Genomic DNA, 13,685 nt, shown 5'->3' with positions numbered 1-13,685 from the left:
TCATGAATTTAGTTTTTAAAATAGATAAATGAGAGTTTGCCACCCATTTGCCACCGTACTATATTTTTTGGTGGCAAACTAATTTGTAATTCTTTCAAATATATCTACAGTTTCATTTTTCATCTTATCAGTTACGTGTGAATATGTATCCATTGTAGTTGATAATTGGCTATGACCTAAACGGTTTTGAATATCTTTAATGTTAGCCCCATTTTCTAATAGTAGGGTAGCATGTGTATGTCTTAGACAATGGAAATGGAAGTCGTTGTTTAAGGCTTCTCTAATTTGTCTTACAATGGTATCCATAGTATGGATAGTTACATGCTGACCATTTTCTTTAGTACAAACCCAATCACTATCAAAATAAAATTCACCATATTTTAGTTTCATCTTCTTTTGGTATAGTTTATAGTCTTTTAATTCTTTTATTAAAGTATCGCCTGTAAATATAGTTCTGCAAGAGCTTTCTGTTTTTGGTTGGCTTAATTCAAACATTCCATTCTTCCTTTTAATCAGAGTATGTTTTACTGTGATAGTTTTATTATCAAGGTCTATATCATCCCATGTTAGTGCAGAAACTTCGCCCCTTCGCATACCAGTATGGAAGCTTATGAGTAAAACTATATGTTGAAATGAATTTTGAGGAAATATATTTAGTATTTGATTAAATTCATCTAGTGTAATAGTTTTAACTTTTTTAGTTTCTGGTTTAGATTTTGACTTTGGGATGCTTACATATTGCATGGGATTTTCTCGTATGTGTTTGTAAGGGTATACTGCTGATTTTAATGACCTATGTAAGATAGCTTTTAACACTTGCAATGTACTTTGAGAATAGTCCTCTTTGTACTTTTTGTTTATGAAATTTTGTAGTATTGCTGGTGTTAGAGCTTTTACTTTGTAAGCACCTAATTTTGGTTTTATATGTTTTTCTATGTTTATTCGGTAGCTTTCTTGAGTGTTGTATTTACAGTTAAGTAAAACATATTCTTTGAACCAAAAGTCGAGATAATCTGATAAGCTGATATTGCTTTCATCAAATACTATACCAGAGTTCTCATATTCATTTAGTGCTTCTCTTAAGGCTTTTTCAGCTTCTTTTTTTGTATTACCACCAATTCTTTCTACTTTTTTTCTTTTTCCTGCTACTATACCTAAGTCAAAGTAGTAATACCATTTGTTGCTTCTTTTTCTTACCCCACCTTTCATATTAATAACTCCTTTCTTTTAAGAATGTATGTTTGTTTTTTGTTTATATAAAAGAGCAGAATTACTGCTCTTTATATACATGTTATACTATTTTTTTTGGTATAATTAAAAAAATAAATTATATTACAATATATATTTGAAATAATTAATTTTAATGTCTGTATGTAGAATAATGAGTCTATGAAAGTAGAATAATTGAACCTAAAAAATATCTTCATATATATAGAAATTTGGTAAATTAGTTAATACTAAAAATTTATTATTTCCTAAGTCCAGCATATTTTTCTTTCGTGATAGAAACTCTAGTCTTTTTAATAAAAATTCAACACTGACATGTAAATTATCAGCTATTTCATATACACATGTTATATTAGAATTAATAATATGTATAAGTTCTTTTTCTGTTATAAGAAATTCACATGCCCATTTTAGTGCTTTATTTTCACATTTATCTATCATAAGTTTGCTTCTATAGTTATTGTTTGAAGATATGTGATTTCCAACACTAGTAAAATGATGTCCTAGTTCTTCTGCTAATACTTCTATTAGTTTAGTATGATTTTGTTTTAATGAATTAAGTAATGATATAATTCTTAGCCCTTGTCTGTTTATGTACAATCCTTTTATGTCGTTTACTATGGTGTCAGTAAAGTAAATTTCTATTTCTTCTTTATTTGCTAAGTCTAAAAGTATATCTAGTTTTTTCATTGAAATCCCCCTATAAAAAGAATGTATGTTTGTTTTTTGATTATATAAAGAGCAGATAAAAAACTGCTCTAAATGTTTATTTTTTATATTTACTCATCAAAAATTCTATATAGCTATTAATATGCTCTTGAGCCTCTCTGGGTAGGCTTTCATAAGAGTTAATTATTTTTTGTGTTTCACTAGTAGTTGTATGGTTTTCAACTGGCATTCTGGCAAGAAGATAATCTGTAGAAACATTAAAGAAATCTGCCCAATTTTCTAACATGCTTGTTTCAGGTCTTCTTTTATGATTTTCATATTGCGATATTGTTGATTTATTAAAATTTGTAAAGTAAACTTTATTAAATTTTGAAACTAGTTCATCTTGAGTAAGCTTTTTTTCTTCTCGTAATTGTTTGAAGCGTTCTCCAAAATTTGACATAAGCAATTCATCTTTAGATAAACTTCCATAAGGTCTTGATTTGTGTGTTACAAATGTATTTATTTGATTTTTAACAGAGGATATACCTAATAAGTAATCAGTAGACACATTAAATATTTTAGCAATACTAGATAACATATAAGCATCAGGAACTGTTTTTCCTTGTTCATAATAACCATAAGCACTTTTACTTAAGGTTAATTTGTTTGCAACATCTTCTTGAGTCATGTTTTTCTCAGCTCTAAGCTCTTTTAATCTTTTTTGAAATAATATATTATTGCAAGAATTTTTATTAGAAGAATTTTTTGTTTTATTATCATATCTGCCTATTAAATAATCAACAGTAGTACCAAAATATTCAGCTAAACTAGATAGTATTTCTGGAGCAGGAGTTCTTTTACCCTGCTCATAAAATCCATATGCACTAGTTGTTATGTTAAGATAGTTGGCAATTTCTTTTTGCATTACACCTTTTTCTTTTCTAAGAAACTTCAATCTATCTGATAAAATACTCATGTACTCACCCCTTGAAACTAGATTATTATTAATTTATCTTCTATTGTTTGGTTAATTTAATAATAATCTGAATTTATCTATTAAGTATTAATTAGTTTTAAATCTTACTTCTTGTATTTATTTATTAAAAATTCTATATAGTCATTAAGTTGCTCTTTTGCTTCCTCAGGTAGATCCTCATGTGGATTTGCTTTGTGTGCGGCTATAGTGTCTATATGATTTCTAACAAGTGTTGTGCCTAGAAGGTAATCTGTTGTGACATCAAAATAATTAGCAAGTTTTACAATATCATCACTTTTAGGTGAAGCAAGATTATTTTCATATTTTGATAAAGTGTCTATGTTTATTTGCAGTTTATCAGCAAGTTCTTTTTGTAATATGTTTTTTTCAGTTCTTAGAAGTTTTATTCTTTTGCCAATCAAAGAATTATTGGGTTGTTTTATCTCATTATAATTTTCTATATCAGTTTTACCAAAAAGGTAATCAATTGAAACATCATAATAATTTGACATTGATTCTAACATTTCACTTTTAGGTTCTCTAGTTCCATTTTCATATCTTCCAATAGAGACTTTTGTTGTACCCAAATCATTTGCGACTTGCTCCTGAGTTAAACCTCTTTTTAGTCTTAACTCCTTTAATCTTTTACTTAAATTACTCATTTAAAATCCTCCTAATCGATATTTTGAAATATCCATTTGGTTACTTGATAAGTAGATTATAATACTAAGTAACCAAAAAAGATATAAAAGTAACCAAAAATAAACTTTTTTTATTAAAAAACTATTGACAAGTAACCGAAAAGGTAATAAGATATAAGTATCCAAAGTGGTTACAGAAAGGAATGATTAATGTGAATAGAAAATTAAAAGCAGCAAGAGTTGAAATTGGTTTAACACAAAGACAATTAGCTGAATTAATAAAGATGCCTTTTTCTACATATCAAAAAAAGGAACAGGGGTATACACAGTTTACAATAAAAGAAGCTAGTGAGATAGCTATAGTATTAAATAAAAAACCAAGTGAAATTTTTTTTAACTAAATAGAAACCAAAATGGTTATAAAATATAAATGGAGGTGTTAGCATGAGTGGTCTAACAATAATTGAACAGGGGAATAAGCTATTGGTTGAGAGTAGAGAGATAGCAGAATTAATAGAAAAGAAACATGATAACTTATTAAGAGATATAAGAGGATTATAGAGGACTCATCAAATTTGAAGAGTCAAGATTTCTTTATAGAAAGTGAGGAATAAATATGAACAACCTAATGATATTTGAAGGAAAAGAAGTTGAAGTATTTGAATTTGAAGGTAAAGTTTTATTTAATCCTAAGCATGTAGCAGAATGTTTAGAGATTTCAGATGTTAACAGCAGTATTAGAAAATTTAATGATAATCAGGTAGTTAAGTTGAATAATTCTAAAATGCATAATATGCAGTTTAGAAAATTACATAATACAGGAGAGATTTTTCTTACTGAAAGTGGTGTGTACAAACTAATTTTCAAATCAAGAAAAGAAGAAGCTGAAAGATTTCAAGATTGGGTTACAGATGAAGTTTTACCAAGCATTCGTAAAACTGGCACATATAATATGGTAAATCAACAATCAAAAGATAGTTATATGATAGATAATCCTATAGAGCGTGCTAAACGTTGGATAGAGGAACAAAAGGAGAAAGAGCAGTTACAATTAGAAGGTAAAATGAAAGACCAAGTTATAAATGAACTTAAACCAAAAGCAGATTATACAGATATGATACTTAAAAACAAAGGTCTTGTTACTATAACTCAAATAGCAAAAGACTATGGAATGAGTGGAAAAGAAATGAATAAAAAGTTACATGAACGAGGAGTGCAATACAAACAAAGTGGACAATGGCTTTTATATAAACAATATCAAGGGAAGGGATACACTCATTCAGAAACAATAGACATAACGAGAAGTGATGGAATGTCTGATGTAAAAATGACAACAAAGTGGACTCAAAAGGGAAGATTGTTTTTATATGATTTATTGAAAACAAATAACATATTACCTGATGTAGAAAAGGAATATAGTTATCAAACATCAATGTTAGGTTAGTAATTTGGTAAAATATAGAATATTCAAAAAGAGGTGATTAGATAAAAATGAAAAATAGAAAAACTCCAAAGGCAGTACCTAAGGAGCCATCAAATTTAACTGTGATGATTGTACCTAAAAACGAAGATAGTTTAAATATCAAAATAAATAAGATTAAATCTTTGATAGATGAATTAAACGAAGAGATTAGTACAATACCATCTGAATTTAAATCACATTTAAAACTTTAGAGTAGATTTTAAATATTCTTCTGTAGCAGTGCTAAGCATTTTATTCCATGTAGAAAACTTAGTATTTTTAGAAATGTAAATATCAAATTCATCTTTTGGAATAGCTTCAAAGTCTCTTGAAGAATTAACATTGTAATTTCCAGATTTCAATAGTTCATCAAAAGATGTGAAGTTTGTATATTTGGTCATGAATTTAGAATTACAGACTTTATCAATAGGAACTTGTCCAGTTGATTCTTTAATGTTTTTTTCTAAGTTTTTCAAGGATTTTTCTAAATCTTTAAATCCATTTTTACTCATTATTTTGTATCCTTTCTGAGTGATTTGGAATATATTCCATATTTATATTATACCATGTAGAATGGAGGGGATTCTAATATTAATAGGCGACAATATAAGTCAAATACTAAGAAAAAGAGGTATAAAACCTTATAAATTAGCAAAAGAATTGAATGTAGATGTAAGTGGTCTATATAAACTGTTGAAAAATAAAAGAACTAACCCAACTATAGATACTCTAATAAAATTAGCTAATTATTTAGATATTACATTAGATGAATTGGTTGGAAGATAAATAATTTAAAAGAGGGGAGAAAAGCTTTATATGAGTGTTTCTGAAAATATAACAAAGCAATTTAGTGATAGTTTAAAAAGCTTAATAGAAGTGGAGTTAAGTAAACATAACTTAGAAAATGAAAAAGTCAAAGCTAAGGAAAAAAATCTTCAAGTATTAGAGCCAAAAGACGTAGTTGTATTAATTAAAAGAGGTTATCCAAACTACTTAATATCAATAGATGAAGCTAGAAAAGTACTAAAAATGGATTCCAAACTAACTCGCCAATTAGTAAAAAAGGGGCTAATAAAAACATTGAGTTGGGGAAATGGTAGAAAAATATCAAGATATGAATTAGATGATTTTATTGATAGAAACCAAGGACGAAACTTAGACGAGCTTTTGAAGGAAGCAGAAGAGGAAATAATTTAAAAAATATTTTAAGGAGGAAAGTCAAATGGAAGGACTAGTAATAAAATTTGATTTAGATAAATTCAAGGTAGGTAATGTAGTAAAAATAAGTTCCAAAAAACTTAGCTTTGAGGGAAGTTGCTTAATTGTACAAGCATCTACGCATGAATTAAATCTAGCATACTATGACAAAGAAAGGGGAAGTATGGAGTATCAAGCTCTAACAATAGAAGATGTAAAACATAGTGATTATGAAATTAAATTTCTAAATTAAAAAGGGGGCAAACAGTATGGAAACAGCTAGATTAATTGCAATAGGTCAAATTAAACAAGCAGAAAAAGAAATAAATAAATTGAAAGATATAGGAGAATTTGAAATCAGTAATTTAAACTGGTGGGAAGCAGTAAAGTTTGCTAGTAAAAATATATTAGAAGGATTAGAGCATGATATCAAATTAGAAGCTTCAACAGAGTTTAGAGAAGCTATGATGTATCAAGAAGAGCTTGAGAGGGATAGACCAATAGATATTCAGATATAGAAAAGAGCCTTTGCAGAGGCTCAATTCAAAAATAACTACTTTAAAGTAATCCAAAGTTACTTTAAGTATATAGTAAAGTGGGGGTATTATGCAAATAAAAACTTTAGAAGATAGATTACTTTTATTAAAATTTACTAGATTTGAAGGCCCAGAGTTAGAGGAGAGCTTAGGATGTATAGCAGCATTAGAATCTTGTATAGAAAAACATAAAAAAGGTTGGACTGTAGAACAGTTTAAACAGCATTTGGAAAAACATAAATCAGAAGGGCTATATGGTGACTACATAGATGGCTTTATGTCAGTATTAGAACGTAACATAAGAGAAATGGAGAGTGAGACTGTTGGAAGTGAATAATATTTACATTAAGTTGATGGATGTAAGAATTAAGTTTAATAAATTAGATATTAAAAAGAGTGGTCAAAACAAGTTTGCTAACTTTAAGTATTTTGAGTTAGCAGACTTTCTACCACAAGCAACTGACTTATTAGAAAAAGCCAAATTATGCCCCATAGTGACCTTTACAAATGATTATGCGACACTAACATTGATTAATGGAGAAAATCCAACAGAGGAGATAATATTCACTTCTCCAATGAGAGATTTACAACTAAAAGGTTCTAATGAATTACAAGCTCTAGGAGGAATTGAAACTTATCAGACTAGGTATCTGTACATACAATTACTAAATATAACAGAAAATGATACTTTTGATGCAACTAGTGGAAAAGAAGATTATAAGAAAAGTGATTTAATTAATTCAAATAACAAATGTAATGAAAGTAATCAAAATAAGATAAATCAGAATCAAATAAAAAGGTTATTTTCAATAGGAAATACTGTAGGTAAAGATTCAGACAGAGTAAAAAGTGAGGTATATTATAAATTTAATAAGGAAGTTAAGGATTTAAGTAAACAAGAATATGACCAGATATGTGTTGGATATGAGAAATTACAAAGAGAAAAAGGGATAATTAAGTAGGTGAATCTCTTGAGTGATAGGGACAGAACAACTATTGAAAAAGGAAATATACTAAGTGATGGGTATGGGCTTTCTCCACAATTAGTGGCTAGAGATTCATGGTTAACAACAGGAGCAAGAGCCTTATATTTTTATCTAACTAGCTTTGCAGGAGCAAGTGGAACGTGTTATCCATCAAGAGATATTATGACTCATGAACTTGGAATAAATAAAGATACATTTAGCAGATATTTGAATGAATTAAAAGTTAGTGGCTATATAAAAGTATATAAAAATAAAACTAGAGAAGGAAAAATGCAAAATAATATATATGAAGTAGTATTTGATAGGAGCTATATAGAAAGCTATATATCAGTTAGATGTGAAAAAGAAAATAAAAATAAGAAAAAACCACGTCCGAAAAAAGCAGACATGGAACCATATCCGAATTTACCGGACATGGCTCAGCCGGACATGGAAAAGTCGGACACTATAAGTAACAGTATTATAAATAACAGTATTAAAAGTAGTTTGTATATAGAGAAACCTGTGGATAACTCTTTAAAGGAGTTTAAAAAGCTCTATGAAGAAAATATAGGAGTAGTATATCCAATTACAGCTCAGTGGCTAATAGAAGTTTCTAGTGAAATAGAAATAAGAGTATTTAAAAGAGCAATAGAAATATGTGCTGAGAAAATGAATATGAATTTAGCATATTTAAAAGGAATACTTAAAAAATGGAAGGATGCAAATATAGCTACATATGATCAACTAGAATCATATAGGTTACAACATGAAAATAATAAGACAGTAATAGTTAATAATCAAGTAAGTAAAAATAAGTTTGCTAATTTTGAACAAACATTCACTCAGTATAGTAATAAGGAACTAGATGAAATTATCAAAAAGAGTCAAAAAGCAAAATTTAAATAATATTAATGGAGGTAATAAAATGAATCAAGTTGTATTAGTTGGGAGATTAACTAAAGACCCAGAACTTAAATATATACCAGGAACAGGTACGGCAATAGCATCGTTTACAATAGCTATAGATAGAAACTATGTAAATAAAGATGGAAAAAGAGAAACTGATTTTATACCAATTGAAGTAATAGGTAAATCTGCTGAATACTGTGCAAATTATATAACTAAAGGGAAATTAGTGGAATTAGAAGGGAATATAAGAGTTGATAATTATCAAACTCAATCTGGCGAAAAAAGAACTTTTACTAAAGTAAGTACAAGAGCAGTGCAATCCTTAGAAAGTAAGAGTAAATCAAGTAATTCATATAAAGAGAGTGTACAAGATGAAACAATAGGACTAGACCCTCAAGGATTTGAAATTATAGATGATGATGAGTTACCATTTTAATCTAAAAAATTAAGTATGAGGTGAAATAGATGTATAAAGTAGAAAGGTATTTTAGTGGCTCAGTAGTGGACAATCTTATAGAGGATGACCTTACATGTAGGAACTATTTAGCTCTATATTGCTGTTTATTAGGAATTATGAGAAATGGAAAAAAGGTATATCCAAGACCAGAAAAGATGCTGTCAGAATTTGGTGTAAAAAAAGAAAGAAAAAGAAAAAAATCACTATCAGTAAGACTGAGTAATGTTGACACAGGAGAAATCAAAGAATTTGAATCATTAGATAGTGCAGCATGTTTCTTAAGATTAAAACATCAAGCAGTTTATCAAACTATAAAGAAACAAACTAAAACCAGAAGTGGTTGGAGAGCTGAATATATTGAGGAGGAATAATGGAAGTTTCAAGAACAGAATACACAATCAAAAGAGCAAAAGAGCTTTATGATAATGGAGAAAATATATTTTCTGCAATAGATAAAGCCAGAGATGAGTATGAGGAGATGTTGAGAAATGAATATTTTAACTAGTATTACACTTATAATAAGTAGTTTCATAGTTGGTAGAGTTTATGAATACAGAATAAATCTAAAAGAGTGTGAAAATTGTAATAACAAATATCATAATGAATTAGGAAAGAAGTGATTCTATGAATAAGAGAATAATTTGTAACTGGTGTGGTAAATTATTTTACACTCAAAAAGAATCTAAAAAACTTTACTGTTGCAAGAGATGTGAAAAGAAGGCTAATAAGGCTAGGGGTAGAGAAAATGAATAAATTTCAAAAAGCAGTTTTTAAAATGGTAAAACAAGATGAAAGAGAAAATTTATGGCAAGGATATGAAAATTGTAGAGTAGGTAGAAGTGTATCAAGTTCAATAAGGAGGTATGTAAAAGGATTTAAAAGATTTGGATATAGTGTACATGAAGTTTATAAATTCATAAATGATATGGATAAAAACTAGTGATTTTAAGAGACAAAGGGGTATTTGATTGAGTAAGTATAACAATAAAAAAATTGTGATAGATGGAATTAAATTTGATAGTAAGGATGAATCTGAGTATTATTTATATCTAAAGTCTAAAAAGGAAAAGGGAGAAATTAAAGACTTTGGATTGCAACAGAAATTTGAGCTACAACCTAAATTTAAAAAGGATGGTAAAAACTATAGAGCTATTACATATACAGTTGACTTTGCTATCTATAAATGGAATGGAGAAGTTGTTTATATAGATGTGAAAGGATATAGCACACAACAAGGTGAGCTTAGAAAAAAGCTTTTTGACTATAAGTATCAAGATAAAATACTTATATGGATTGCTAAGAGTAAAAAATTTGGTGTAGATGGTTGGATAGAATATGATGAGCTTAAGAAAAAAAGAAAAGAAAATAAGAAGAAAGTAGCTTAGATAAGTAGGGGTGATGTTATGGCAAGTAAAGTTAGAAAGGAGTTTTTTATAGCAACTAAGAAGCACCTTGAGAACTATAAACAATTAAATATCAATATTGAAAGTCTAAAACTTCAAATAAAAAATCTTAAAGAGTGCCATTTAGGCGATTTTATGAAAGGCTTAAGCTATGACAGCATTCCTATAAGTAAAACTAATTCAATGAGCAATCAAGTTGAAAATGAGTTAATTAATATTGAAGAAAAGATAATAGAAAAACAGATAGAACTATACGAGATGGAAGTATTAAAATATACAATAGATGTATCCATAAGCAATTTAAAACCTATACATAAACAAATTATAATGTATAGGTATATTGAAGGCTTAGAATGGAGTTTAATAGTTGATAAGGTATATTTAGAAGAAAGACAATTAAGAGAGAGAGCTAACCAAGCTATTAGTTCAATATCAATAGCTTTATTTGGTAAAAAGGCATTAATAGAACAAGAACCATTATTTAAAATGTTGGATTTATAGACAGTTAATAGCTGTCTATTTTTTTGTAAAAAAGATATATGGAAATTATTGACAATATCACGTATGCGTGATATAATTAAAGTATAGAAAGGAGGTGAAAAGAAAGTGGCTAAGAAAATAAAAGAGTTCAGAAAACTCATAAAAGAATTAACTGAACTCGTACTCGAAGTTGGCACACTATTAGCAGTCATCAAAATGGTAATAGATAGCCTACATTAGTAAAACGTTAAGAGTGGAAGTTGCACCTTCCCTCTTAACTAAATTATAAAACATAGTCACTAAAAATACAATGAATAAGTATAGAGAGTTAACATTTGAATTATTGAAATTACTGTATGACACTATTAAATTAATTGGAGCATTAATCTTGTTATATTATGTTATTAACTCAATTTTCTAGCAATGATTAGGGGGGATTTTATGAATCGATTTGAAGGCATTTATAGCTTTGCAGAAGCAACAAAATTATGGAATTTGAAAGATTCTACACTTAGAAAAGCAGTTGCGACAGGTAAATTAGTTGAAAATATTGATTGTAAAAAATTTGGTCGTGATTGGGTAGTAACTATTGAAGCAATGGAAAGAGAATATGGAAAATTAGATAATATAATGAAAGACCTAGATTAATTTCTAGGTTTTTTATTGCCGTTTTTCTGCCGATTTTATGATTTAAAATATGAGATAATAGTATTGTGGAAATGAATATTTCCCTCTCAAAACTAAATATATATGCGAGCTAGGTTAAGGGATTCACCTAGCTTATATGAACAGACTAGGCAGGGCATGAGGATGCTGTAAGTTCAATTCTTACAATGTTCAAACTTATTAATACACTATATGTAGATAATTGAGATTAAAACAGAATTTAATTCATTGTCTAAAAGAGTGGGGATTGGTAACCTCACTCAATATGCAAGTACTGGTGTCAGTGTTTAGGTTCAATTCCTAGAACTTGCTCCCTTAAAAATAATATGTATCCCCTAAAAATAAGACTTAGATTAATTTCAAAGTCTTATTTTTTTATTATAAAACAGAGAAAGTAAATAAAGAGGTGGTGGTATGGAAAATTTAACTGAGAAACAAAAAAGGTTTTGTGACTATTATATTGAAACTGGAAATGCTACTCAATCAGCAATAAAGGCTGGATATAGTCCAAAAACAGCAGCAGTAATAGGTGCTGAAAACTTAACTAAACCTAATATTAAAAATTATGTTGATGAAGAATTGAAAATCCTTACTTCAAAAAGGATTGCAGATGCAAAAGAAGTTATGGAGTATCTAACAAAAATATTAAGAAATCAGGAAAAAGAAGAAGTTGTAGTAGTATCTGAAAATGGTGCTGAAACAATTAAGAAGGATGTAAGTATAAAAGATAGAAATAAGGCAGCTGAATTATTAGGAAAAAGATATGCTTTATGGACTGAAAAAATTGATTTAGATGGAAATGTTGGAGTAACTATAATTGACGATGTAGGAAATTTACAAGATGAATAAAAAAATATCTGAAATAATAAATAAAAGCTTCTATGAATTTTGGAAGATAGGCAACAGTAATAAGTATCTATATCATGTATTAAAAGGTGGAAGAGCTTCAGCTAAGTCAACTCATATAGCTTTTTGGCTAACTATGGCTATGGTTAAATATCCAGTAAATACTGTATGTTTTAGAAAAGTTGGAAACACAATAATGGATAGTGTATATGAACAACTAAAAGAAACTATAGAGATACTTGGGTTAACACATCTATTTCAGTTTAAGAAATCACCAATGGAGATTATTTTTATACCTAGAGGGAATAAGTTTATATTTAGAGGTCTTGATGATCCACAAAAGATTAAATCTATAAAATCAGCTAAGTATCCTATTGTCTTTGCATGGTTTGAAGAAGTTGCAGAAATAAAGACAGAAGATGAACTGTCTATGGTAATTAATTCAGTTCTAAGAGGTAAACTACCTAAGGGTATAGGATACAAAATATTCTTATCATATAATCCTCCAAAGAGGAAGCAATCATGGGTTAATAAGAAATTTGAAACTCATACTCTTCCTAAAAATACATATGTACATCATAGTACTTATTTAGATAATCCTCACATATCAGAAGCTTTTGTTGATGAAGCTAATGAGATTAGAATAAGAAATGAATTTAAATATAGATGGGAGTACTTAGGAGAGCCAATTGGTTCTGGAGTAGTCCCATTTTCTAATTTAGAGTTTAAAACAATAACAAATGAAGAAATATTTCATTTTGATAACATAAGGCAAGGTAATGACTTTGGATATGCAACAGACCCTATGGCATTTGTAAGACTTCATTATGACAAAAAGCAAAGAATTATATATTTTATAGATGAAATATTTGGAGTGAAAATGTCCATAAGAGAATTAGCTTCTAAGATTAAATCAAAAGGATATGATGATTTTAATATTATTTGTGATAGTGCAGAGCCAAGAAGTATTGCAGAACTTAGAGAGTATGGAATAAGAGCATTAAAAGCTAAAAAAGGACCTGGCTCAATTGAATTTGGAGAGAATTGGCTAGATGATTTACAAGCAATAGTAATAGACCCAAATAGGACTCCAAATATAGCCAGAGAGTTTGAAAACATAGACTATCAAACAGATAAAGATGGAAATGTAAGAGCTAAATTAGAAGATAAAGACAATCATTCAATTGATGCAACAAGATATGCACTAGAGTTAGATATGAAAATGCATGGTAGGGAAAGGAAATATAACAGTAGATAGGGGGTGTA

General features: G+C 28.5%; 26 protein-coding genes. 21 read left to right on the top strand and 5 right to left on the bottom strand.

Annotated features, from left to right (window positions below):
• Window positions 1-78 precede the first annotated feature (78 nt).
• From KGF41_RS00220 to KGF41_RS00205, 4 genes are all read right to left on the bottom strand, one after another.
• Entirely contained in the window at window positions 79-1,209 is a 1,131-nt protein-coding gene (locus KGF41_RS00220) for a site-specific integrase (protein ID WP_227856247.1), read from the bottom strand.
• Between the two features lie 201 nt (window positions 1,210-1,410).
• A complete protein-coding gene (locus tag KGF41_RS00215) occupies window positions 1,411-1,917 on the bottom strand; it encodes an ImmA/IrrE family metallo-endopeptidase (protein ID WP_227856246.1) in 507 nt (168 codons plus the stop codon).
• Window positions 1,918-1,993: 76 nt separating this feature from the next.
• Window positions 1,994-2,854, bottom strand: a complete 861-nt coding sequence (locus KGF41_RS00210; protein ID WP_079770284.1) for a helix-turn-helix domain-containing protein — start codon at window positions 2,852-2,854, stop codon at window positions 1,994-1,996.
• A gap of 104 nt (window positions 2,855-2,958) precedes the next feature.
• On the bottom strand, window positions 2,959-3,516 hold the full coding sequence (locus KGF41_RS00205; protein ID WP_074179695.1) for a helix-turn-helix domain-containing protein: 558 nt from the start codon (window positions 3,514-3,516) through the stop codon (window positions 2,959-2,961).
• 191 nt (window positions 3,517-3,707) lie between these two features.
• Here KGF41_RS00205 and KGF41_RS00200 point away from each other — a divergent pair, with 191 nt between their 5' ends.
• The 3 genes from KGF41_RS00200 (at window position 3,708) to KGF41_RS00190 (ending at window position 5,169) form a co-directional block, all read left to right on the top strand.
• Complete coding sequence (locus tag KGF41_RS00200; RefSeq protein WP_176702531.1) at window positions 3,708-3,896, top strand: helix-turn-helix transcriptional regulator; 189 nt, start codon at window positions 3,708-3,710, stop codon at window positions 3,894-3,896.
• Between the two features lie 215 nt (window positions 3,897-4,111).
• On the top strand, window positions 4,112-4,939 hold the full coding sequence (locus KGF41_RS00195; protein WP_227856245.1) for a phage antirepressor KilAC domain-containing protein: 828 nt from the start codon (window positions 4,112-4,114) through the stop codon (window positions 4,937-4,939).
• 47 nt (window positions 4,940-4,986) lie between these two features.
• Window positions 4,987-5,169 carry a hypothetical protein gene (locus KGF41_RS00190; protein WP_074179697.1) on the top strand — a complete coding sequence of 61 codons (183 nt, stop codon included), beginning with the start codon at window positions 4,987-4,989 and terminating at the stop codon, window positions 5,167-5,169.
• Here KGF41_RS00190 and KGF41_RS00185 read toward each other — a convergent pair.
• Entirely contained in the window at window positions 5,158-5,469 is a 312-nt protein-coding gene (locus KGF41_RS00185) for a hypothetical protein (RefSeq protein WP_074179698.1), read from the bottom strand. The genes KGF41_RS00190 and KGF41_RS00185 overlap by 12 nt on opposite strands.
• 61 nt (window positions 5,470-5,530) lie before the next feature.
• Between KGF41_RS00185 and KGF41_RS00180 the strand changes: the two genes are divergently transcribed.
• The 18 genes from KGF41_RS00180 to KGF41_RS00110 all read left to right on the top strand — a co-directional run bounded on the left by KGF41_RS00180 (window position 5,531) and on the right by KGF41_RS00110 (window position 13,677).
• A complete protein-coding gene (locus tag KGF41_RS00180; protein WP_227856244.1) occupies window positions 5,531-5,743 on the top strand; it encodes a helix-turn-helix domain-containing protein in 213 nt (70 codons plus the stop codon).
• A 30-nt stretch (window positions 5,744-5,773) separates the two neighbouring features.
• Window positions 5,774-6,154 (top strand): helix-turn-helix domain-containing protein, encoded by a 381-nt coding sequence (locus KGF41_RS00175; RefSeq protein WP_074179699.1) that lies wholly within the window; start codon window positions 5,774-5,776, stop codon window positions 6,152-6,154.
• A gap of 25 nt (window positions 6,155-6,179) precedes the next feature.
• Window positions 6,180-6,407, top strand: a complete 228-nt coding sequence (locus KGF41_RS00170; protein WP_227856243.1) for a hypothetical protein — start codon at window positions 6,180-6,182, stop codon at window positions 6,405-6,407.
• 16 nt (window positions 6,408-6,423) lie between these two features.
• Window positions 6,424-6,672: a hypothetical protein gene (locus KGF41_RS00165; protein WP_074179701.1), complete on the top strand. Its 249-nt coding sequence runs from the start codon at window positions 6,424-6,426 to the stop codon at window positions 6,670-6,672.
• Window positions 6,673-6,760: 88 nt separating this feature from the next.
• On the top strand, window positions 6,761-7,027 hold the full coding sequence (locus KGF41_RS00160) for a hypothetical protein (protein WP_074179702.1): 267 nt from the start codon (window positions 6,761-6,763) through the stop codon (window positions 7,025-7,027).
• On the top strand, window positions 7,020-7,652 hold the full coding sequence (locus tag KGF41_RS00155) for an ERF family protein (RefSeq protein WP_227856242.1): 633 nt from the start codon (window positions 7,020-7,022) through the stop codon (window positions 7,650-7,652). The genes KGF41_RS00160 and KGF41_RS00155 overlap by 8 nt, the downstream gene beginning before the upstream one ends.
• Before the next feature lie 9 nt (window positions 7,653-7,661).
• Window positions 7,662-8,564, top strand: coding sequence for a helix-turn-helix domain-containing protein (locus KGF41_RS00150; RefSeq protein ID WP_227856241.1), 903 nt, complete (start codon window positions 7,662-7,664; stop codon window positions 8,562-8,564).
• Between the two features lie 19 nt (window positions 8,565-8,583).
• On the top strand, window positions 8,584-9,003 hold the full coding sequence (locus KGF41_RS00145) for a single-stranded DNA-binding protein (RefSeq protein WP_227856240.1): 420 nt from the start codon (window positions 8,584-8,586) through the stop codon (window positions 9,001-9,003).
• A 29-nt stretch (window positions 9,004-9,032) separates the two neighbouring features.
• Window positions 9,033-9,395, top strand: a complete 363-nt coding sequence (locus KGF41_RS00140) for a hypothetical protein (RefSeq protein ID WP_074179705.1) — start codon at window positions 9,033-9,035, stop codon at window positions 9,393-9,395.
• Window positions 9,395-9,529 (top strand): hypothetical protein, encoded by a 135-nt coding sequence (locus KGF41_RS20785; protein WP_255611280.1) that lies wholly within the window; start codon window positions 9,395-9,397, stop codon window positions 9,527-9,529. The genes KGF41_RS00140 and KGF41_RS20785 overlap by 1 nt, the downstream gene beginning before the upstream one ends.
• Window positions 9,513-9,644, top strand: coding sequence for a hypothetical protein (locus tag KGF41_RS20780; RefSeq protein ID WP_255611279.1), 132 nt, complete (start codon window positions 9,513-9,515; stop codon window positions 9,642-9,644). The genes KGF41_RS20785 and KGF41_RS20780 overlap by 17 nt, the downstream gene beginning before the upstream one ends.
• 4 nt (window positions 9,645-9,648) lie before the next feature.
• Window positions 9,649-9,777 (top strand): hypothetical protein, encoded by a 129-nt coding sequence (locus KGF41_RS20775; protein WP_074179707.1) that lies wholly within the window; start codon window positions 9,649-9,651, stop codon window positions 9,775-9,777.
• Complete coding sequence (locus tag KGF41_RS00135) at window positions 9,770-9,964, top strand: hypothetical protein (RefSeq protein WP_074179708.1); 195 nt, start codon at window positions 9,770-9,772, stop codon at window positions 9,962-9,964. The genes KGF41_RS20775 and KGF41_RS00135 overlap by 8 nt, the downstream gene beginning before the upstream one ends.
• Before the next feature lie 28 nt (window positions 9,965-9,992).
• Window positions 9,993-10,409: a DUF1064 domain-containing protein gene (locus KGF41_RS00130; protein ID WP_074179709.1), complete on the top strand. Its 417-nt coding sequence runs from the start codon at window positions 9,993-9,995 to the stop codon at window positions 10,407-10,409.
• 18 nt (window positions 10,410-10,427) lie between these two features.
• Window positions 10,428-10,928, top strand: a complete 501-nt coding sequence (locus KGF41_RS00125) for a hypothetical protein (RefSeq protein ID WP_227856239.1) — start codon at window positions 10,428-10,430, stop codon at window positions 10,926-10,928.
• A 420-nt stretch (window positions 10,929-11,348) separates the two neighbouring features.
• Window positions 11,349-11,555, top strand: coding sequence for a helix-turn-helix domain-containing protein (locus KGF41_RS00120; protein WP_227856238.1), 207 nt, complete (start codon window positions 11,349-11,351; stop codon window positions 11,553-11,555).
• A 432-nt stretch (window positions 11,556-11,987) separates the two neighbouring features.
• Entirely contained in the window at window positions 11,988-12,422 is a 435-nt protein-coding gene (locus KGF41_RS00115) for a terminase small subunit (RefSeq protein WP_227856237.1), read from the top strand.
• Complete coding sequence (locus tag KGF41_RS00110) at window positions 12,415-13,677, top strand: PBSX family phage terminase large subunit (RefSeq protein ID WP_227856236.1); 1,263 nt, start codon at window positions 12,415-12,417, stop codon at window positions 13,675-13,677. The genes KGF41_RS00115 and KGF41_RS00110 overlap by 8 nt, the downstream gene beginning before the upstream one ends.
• Window positions 13,678-13,685: the final 8 nt, after the last annotated feature.

Source organism: Clostridioides sp. ZZV14-6150, from assembly GCF_020657875.1.
GTDB lineage: Bacteria > Bacillota > Clostridia > Peptostreptococcales > Peptostreptococcaceae > Clostridioides.
This window is presented reverse-complemented; position numbering and strand designations above follow the sequence as displayed.

Coding starts and splice junctions, on each gene's coding strand:
- KGF41_RS00220 (WP_227856247.1), bottom strand. CDS start 1,209: ATGAAAGGTGGGGTAAGAAAAAGAAGCAACAAATGGTATTACTACTTT.
- KGF41_RS00215 (WP_227856246.1), bottom strand. CDS start 1,917: ATGAAAAAACTAGATATACTTTTAGACTTAGCAAATAAAGAAGAAATA.
- KGF41_RS00210 (WP_079770284.1), bottom strand. CDS start 2,854: ATGAGTATTTTATCAGATAGATTGAAGTTTCTTAGAAAAGAAAAAGGT.
- KGF41_RS00205 (WP_074179695.1), bottom strand. CDS start 3,516: ATGAGTAATTTAAGTAAAAGATTAAAGGAGTTAAGACTAAAAAGAGGT.
- KGF41_RS00195 (WP_227856245.1), top strand. CDS start 4,112: ATGAACAACCTAATGATATTTGAAGGAAAAGAAGTTGAAGTATTTGAA.
- KGF41_RS00190 (WP_074179697.1), top strand. CDS start 4,987: ATGAAAAATAGAAAAACTCCAAAGGCAGTACCTAAGGAGCCATCAAAT.
- KGF41_RS00185 (WP_074179698.1), bottom strand. CDS start 5,469: ATGAGTAAAAATGGATTTAAAGATTTAGAAAAATCCTTGAAAAACTTA.
- KGF41_RS00180 (WP_227856244.1), top strand. CDS start 5,531: ATGGAGGGGATTCTAATATTAATAGGCGACAATATAAGTCAAATACTA.
- KGF41_RS00175 (WP_074179699.1), top strand. CDS start 5,774: ATGAGTGTTTCTGAAAATATAACAAAGCAATTTAGTGATAGTTTAAAA.
- KGF41_RS00170 (WP_227856243.1), top strand. CDS start 6,180: ATGGAAGGACTAGTAATAAAATTTGATTTAGATAAATTCAAGGTAGGT.
- KGF41_RS00165 (WP_074179701.1), top strand. CDS start 6,424: ATGGAAACAGCTAGATTAATTGCAATAGGTCAAATTAAACAAGCAGAA.
- KGF41_RS00160 (WP_074179702.1), top strand. CDS start 6,761: ATGCAAATAAAAACTTTAGAAGATAGATTACTTTTATTAAAATTTACT.
- KGF41_RS00145 (WP_227856240.1), top strand. CDS start 8,584: ATGAATCAAGTTGTATTAGTTGGGAGATTAACTAAAGACCCAGAACTT.
- KGF41_RS00140 (WP_074179705.1), top strand. CDS start 9,033: ATGTATAAAGTAGAAAGGTATTTTAGTGGCTCAGTAGTGGACAATCTT.
- KGF41_RS20785 (WP_255611280.1), top strand. CDS start 9,395: ATGGAAGTTTCAAGAACAGAATACACAATCAAAAGAGCAAAAGAGCTT.
- KGF41_RS20780 (WP_255611279.1), top strand. CDS start 9,513: ATGAATATTTTAACTAGTATTACACTTATAATAAGTAGTTTCATAGTT.
- KGF41_RS20775 (WP_074179707.1), top strand. CDS start 9,649: ATGAATAAGAGAATAATTTGTAACTGGTGTGGTAAATTATTTTACACT.
- KGF41_RS00135 (WP_074179708.1), top strand. CDS start 9,770: ATGAATAAATTTCAAAAAGCAGTTTTTAAAATGGTAAAACAAGATGAA.
- KGF41_RS00125 (WP_227856239.1), top strand. CDS start 10,428: ATGGCAAGTAAAGTTAGAAAGGAGTTTTTTATAGCAACTAAGAAGCAC.
- KGF41_RS00120 (WP_227856238.1), top strand. CDS start 11,349: ATGAATCGATTTGAAGGCATTTATAGCTTTGCAGAAGCAACAAAATTA.
- KGF41_RS00115 (WP_227856237.1), top strand. CDS start 11,988: ATGGAAAATTTAACTGAGAAACAAAAAAGGTTTTGTGACTATTATATT.
- KGF41_RS00110 (WP_227856236.1), top strand. CDS start 12,415: ATGAATAAAAAAATATCTGAAATAATAAATAAAAGCTTCTATGAATTT.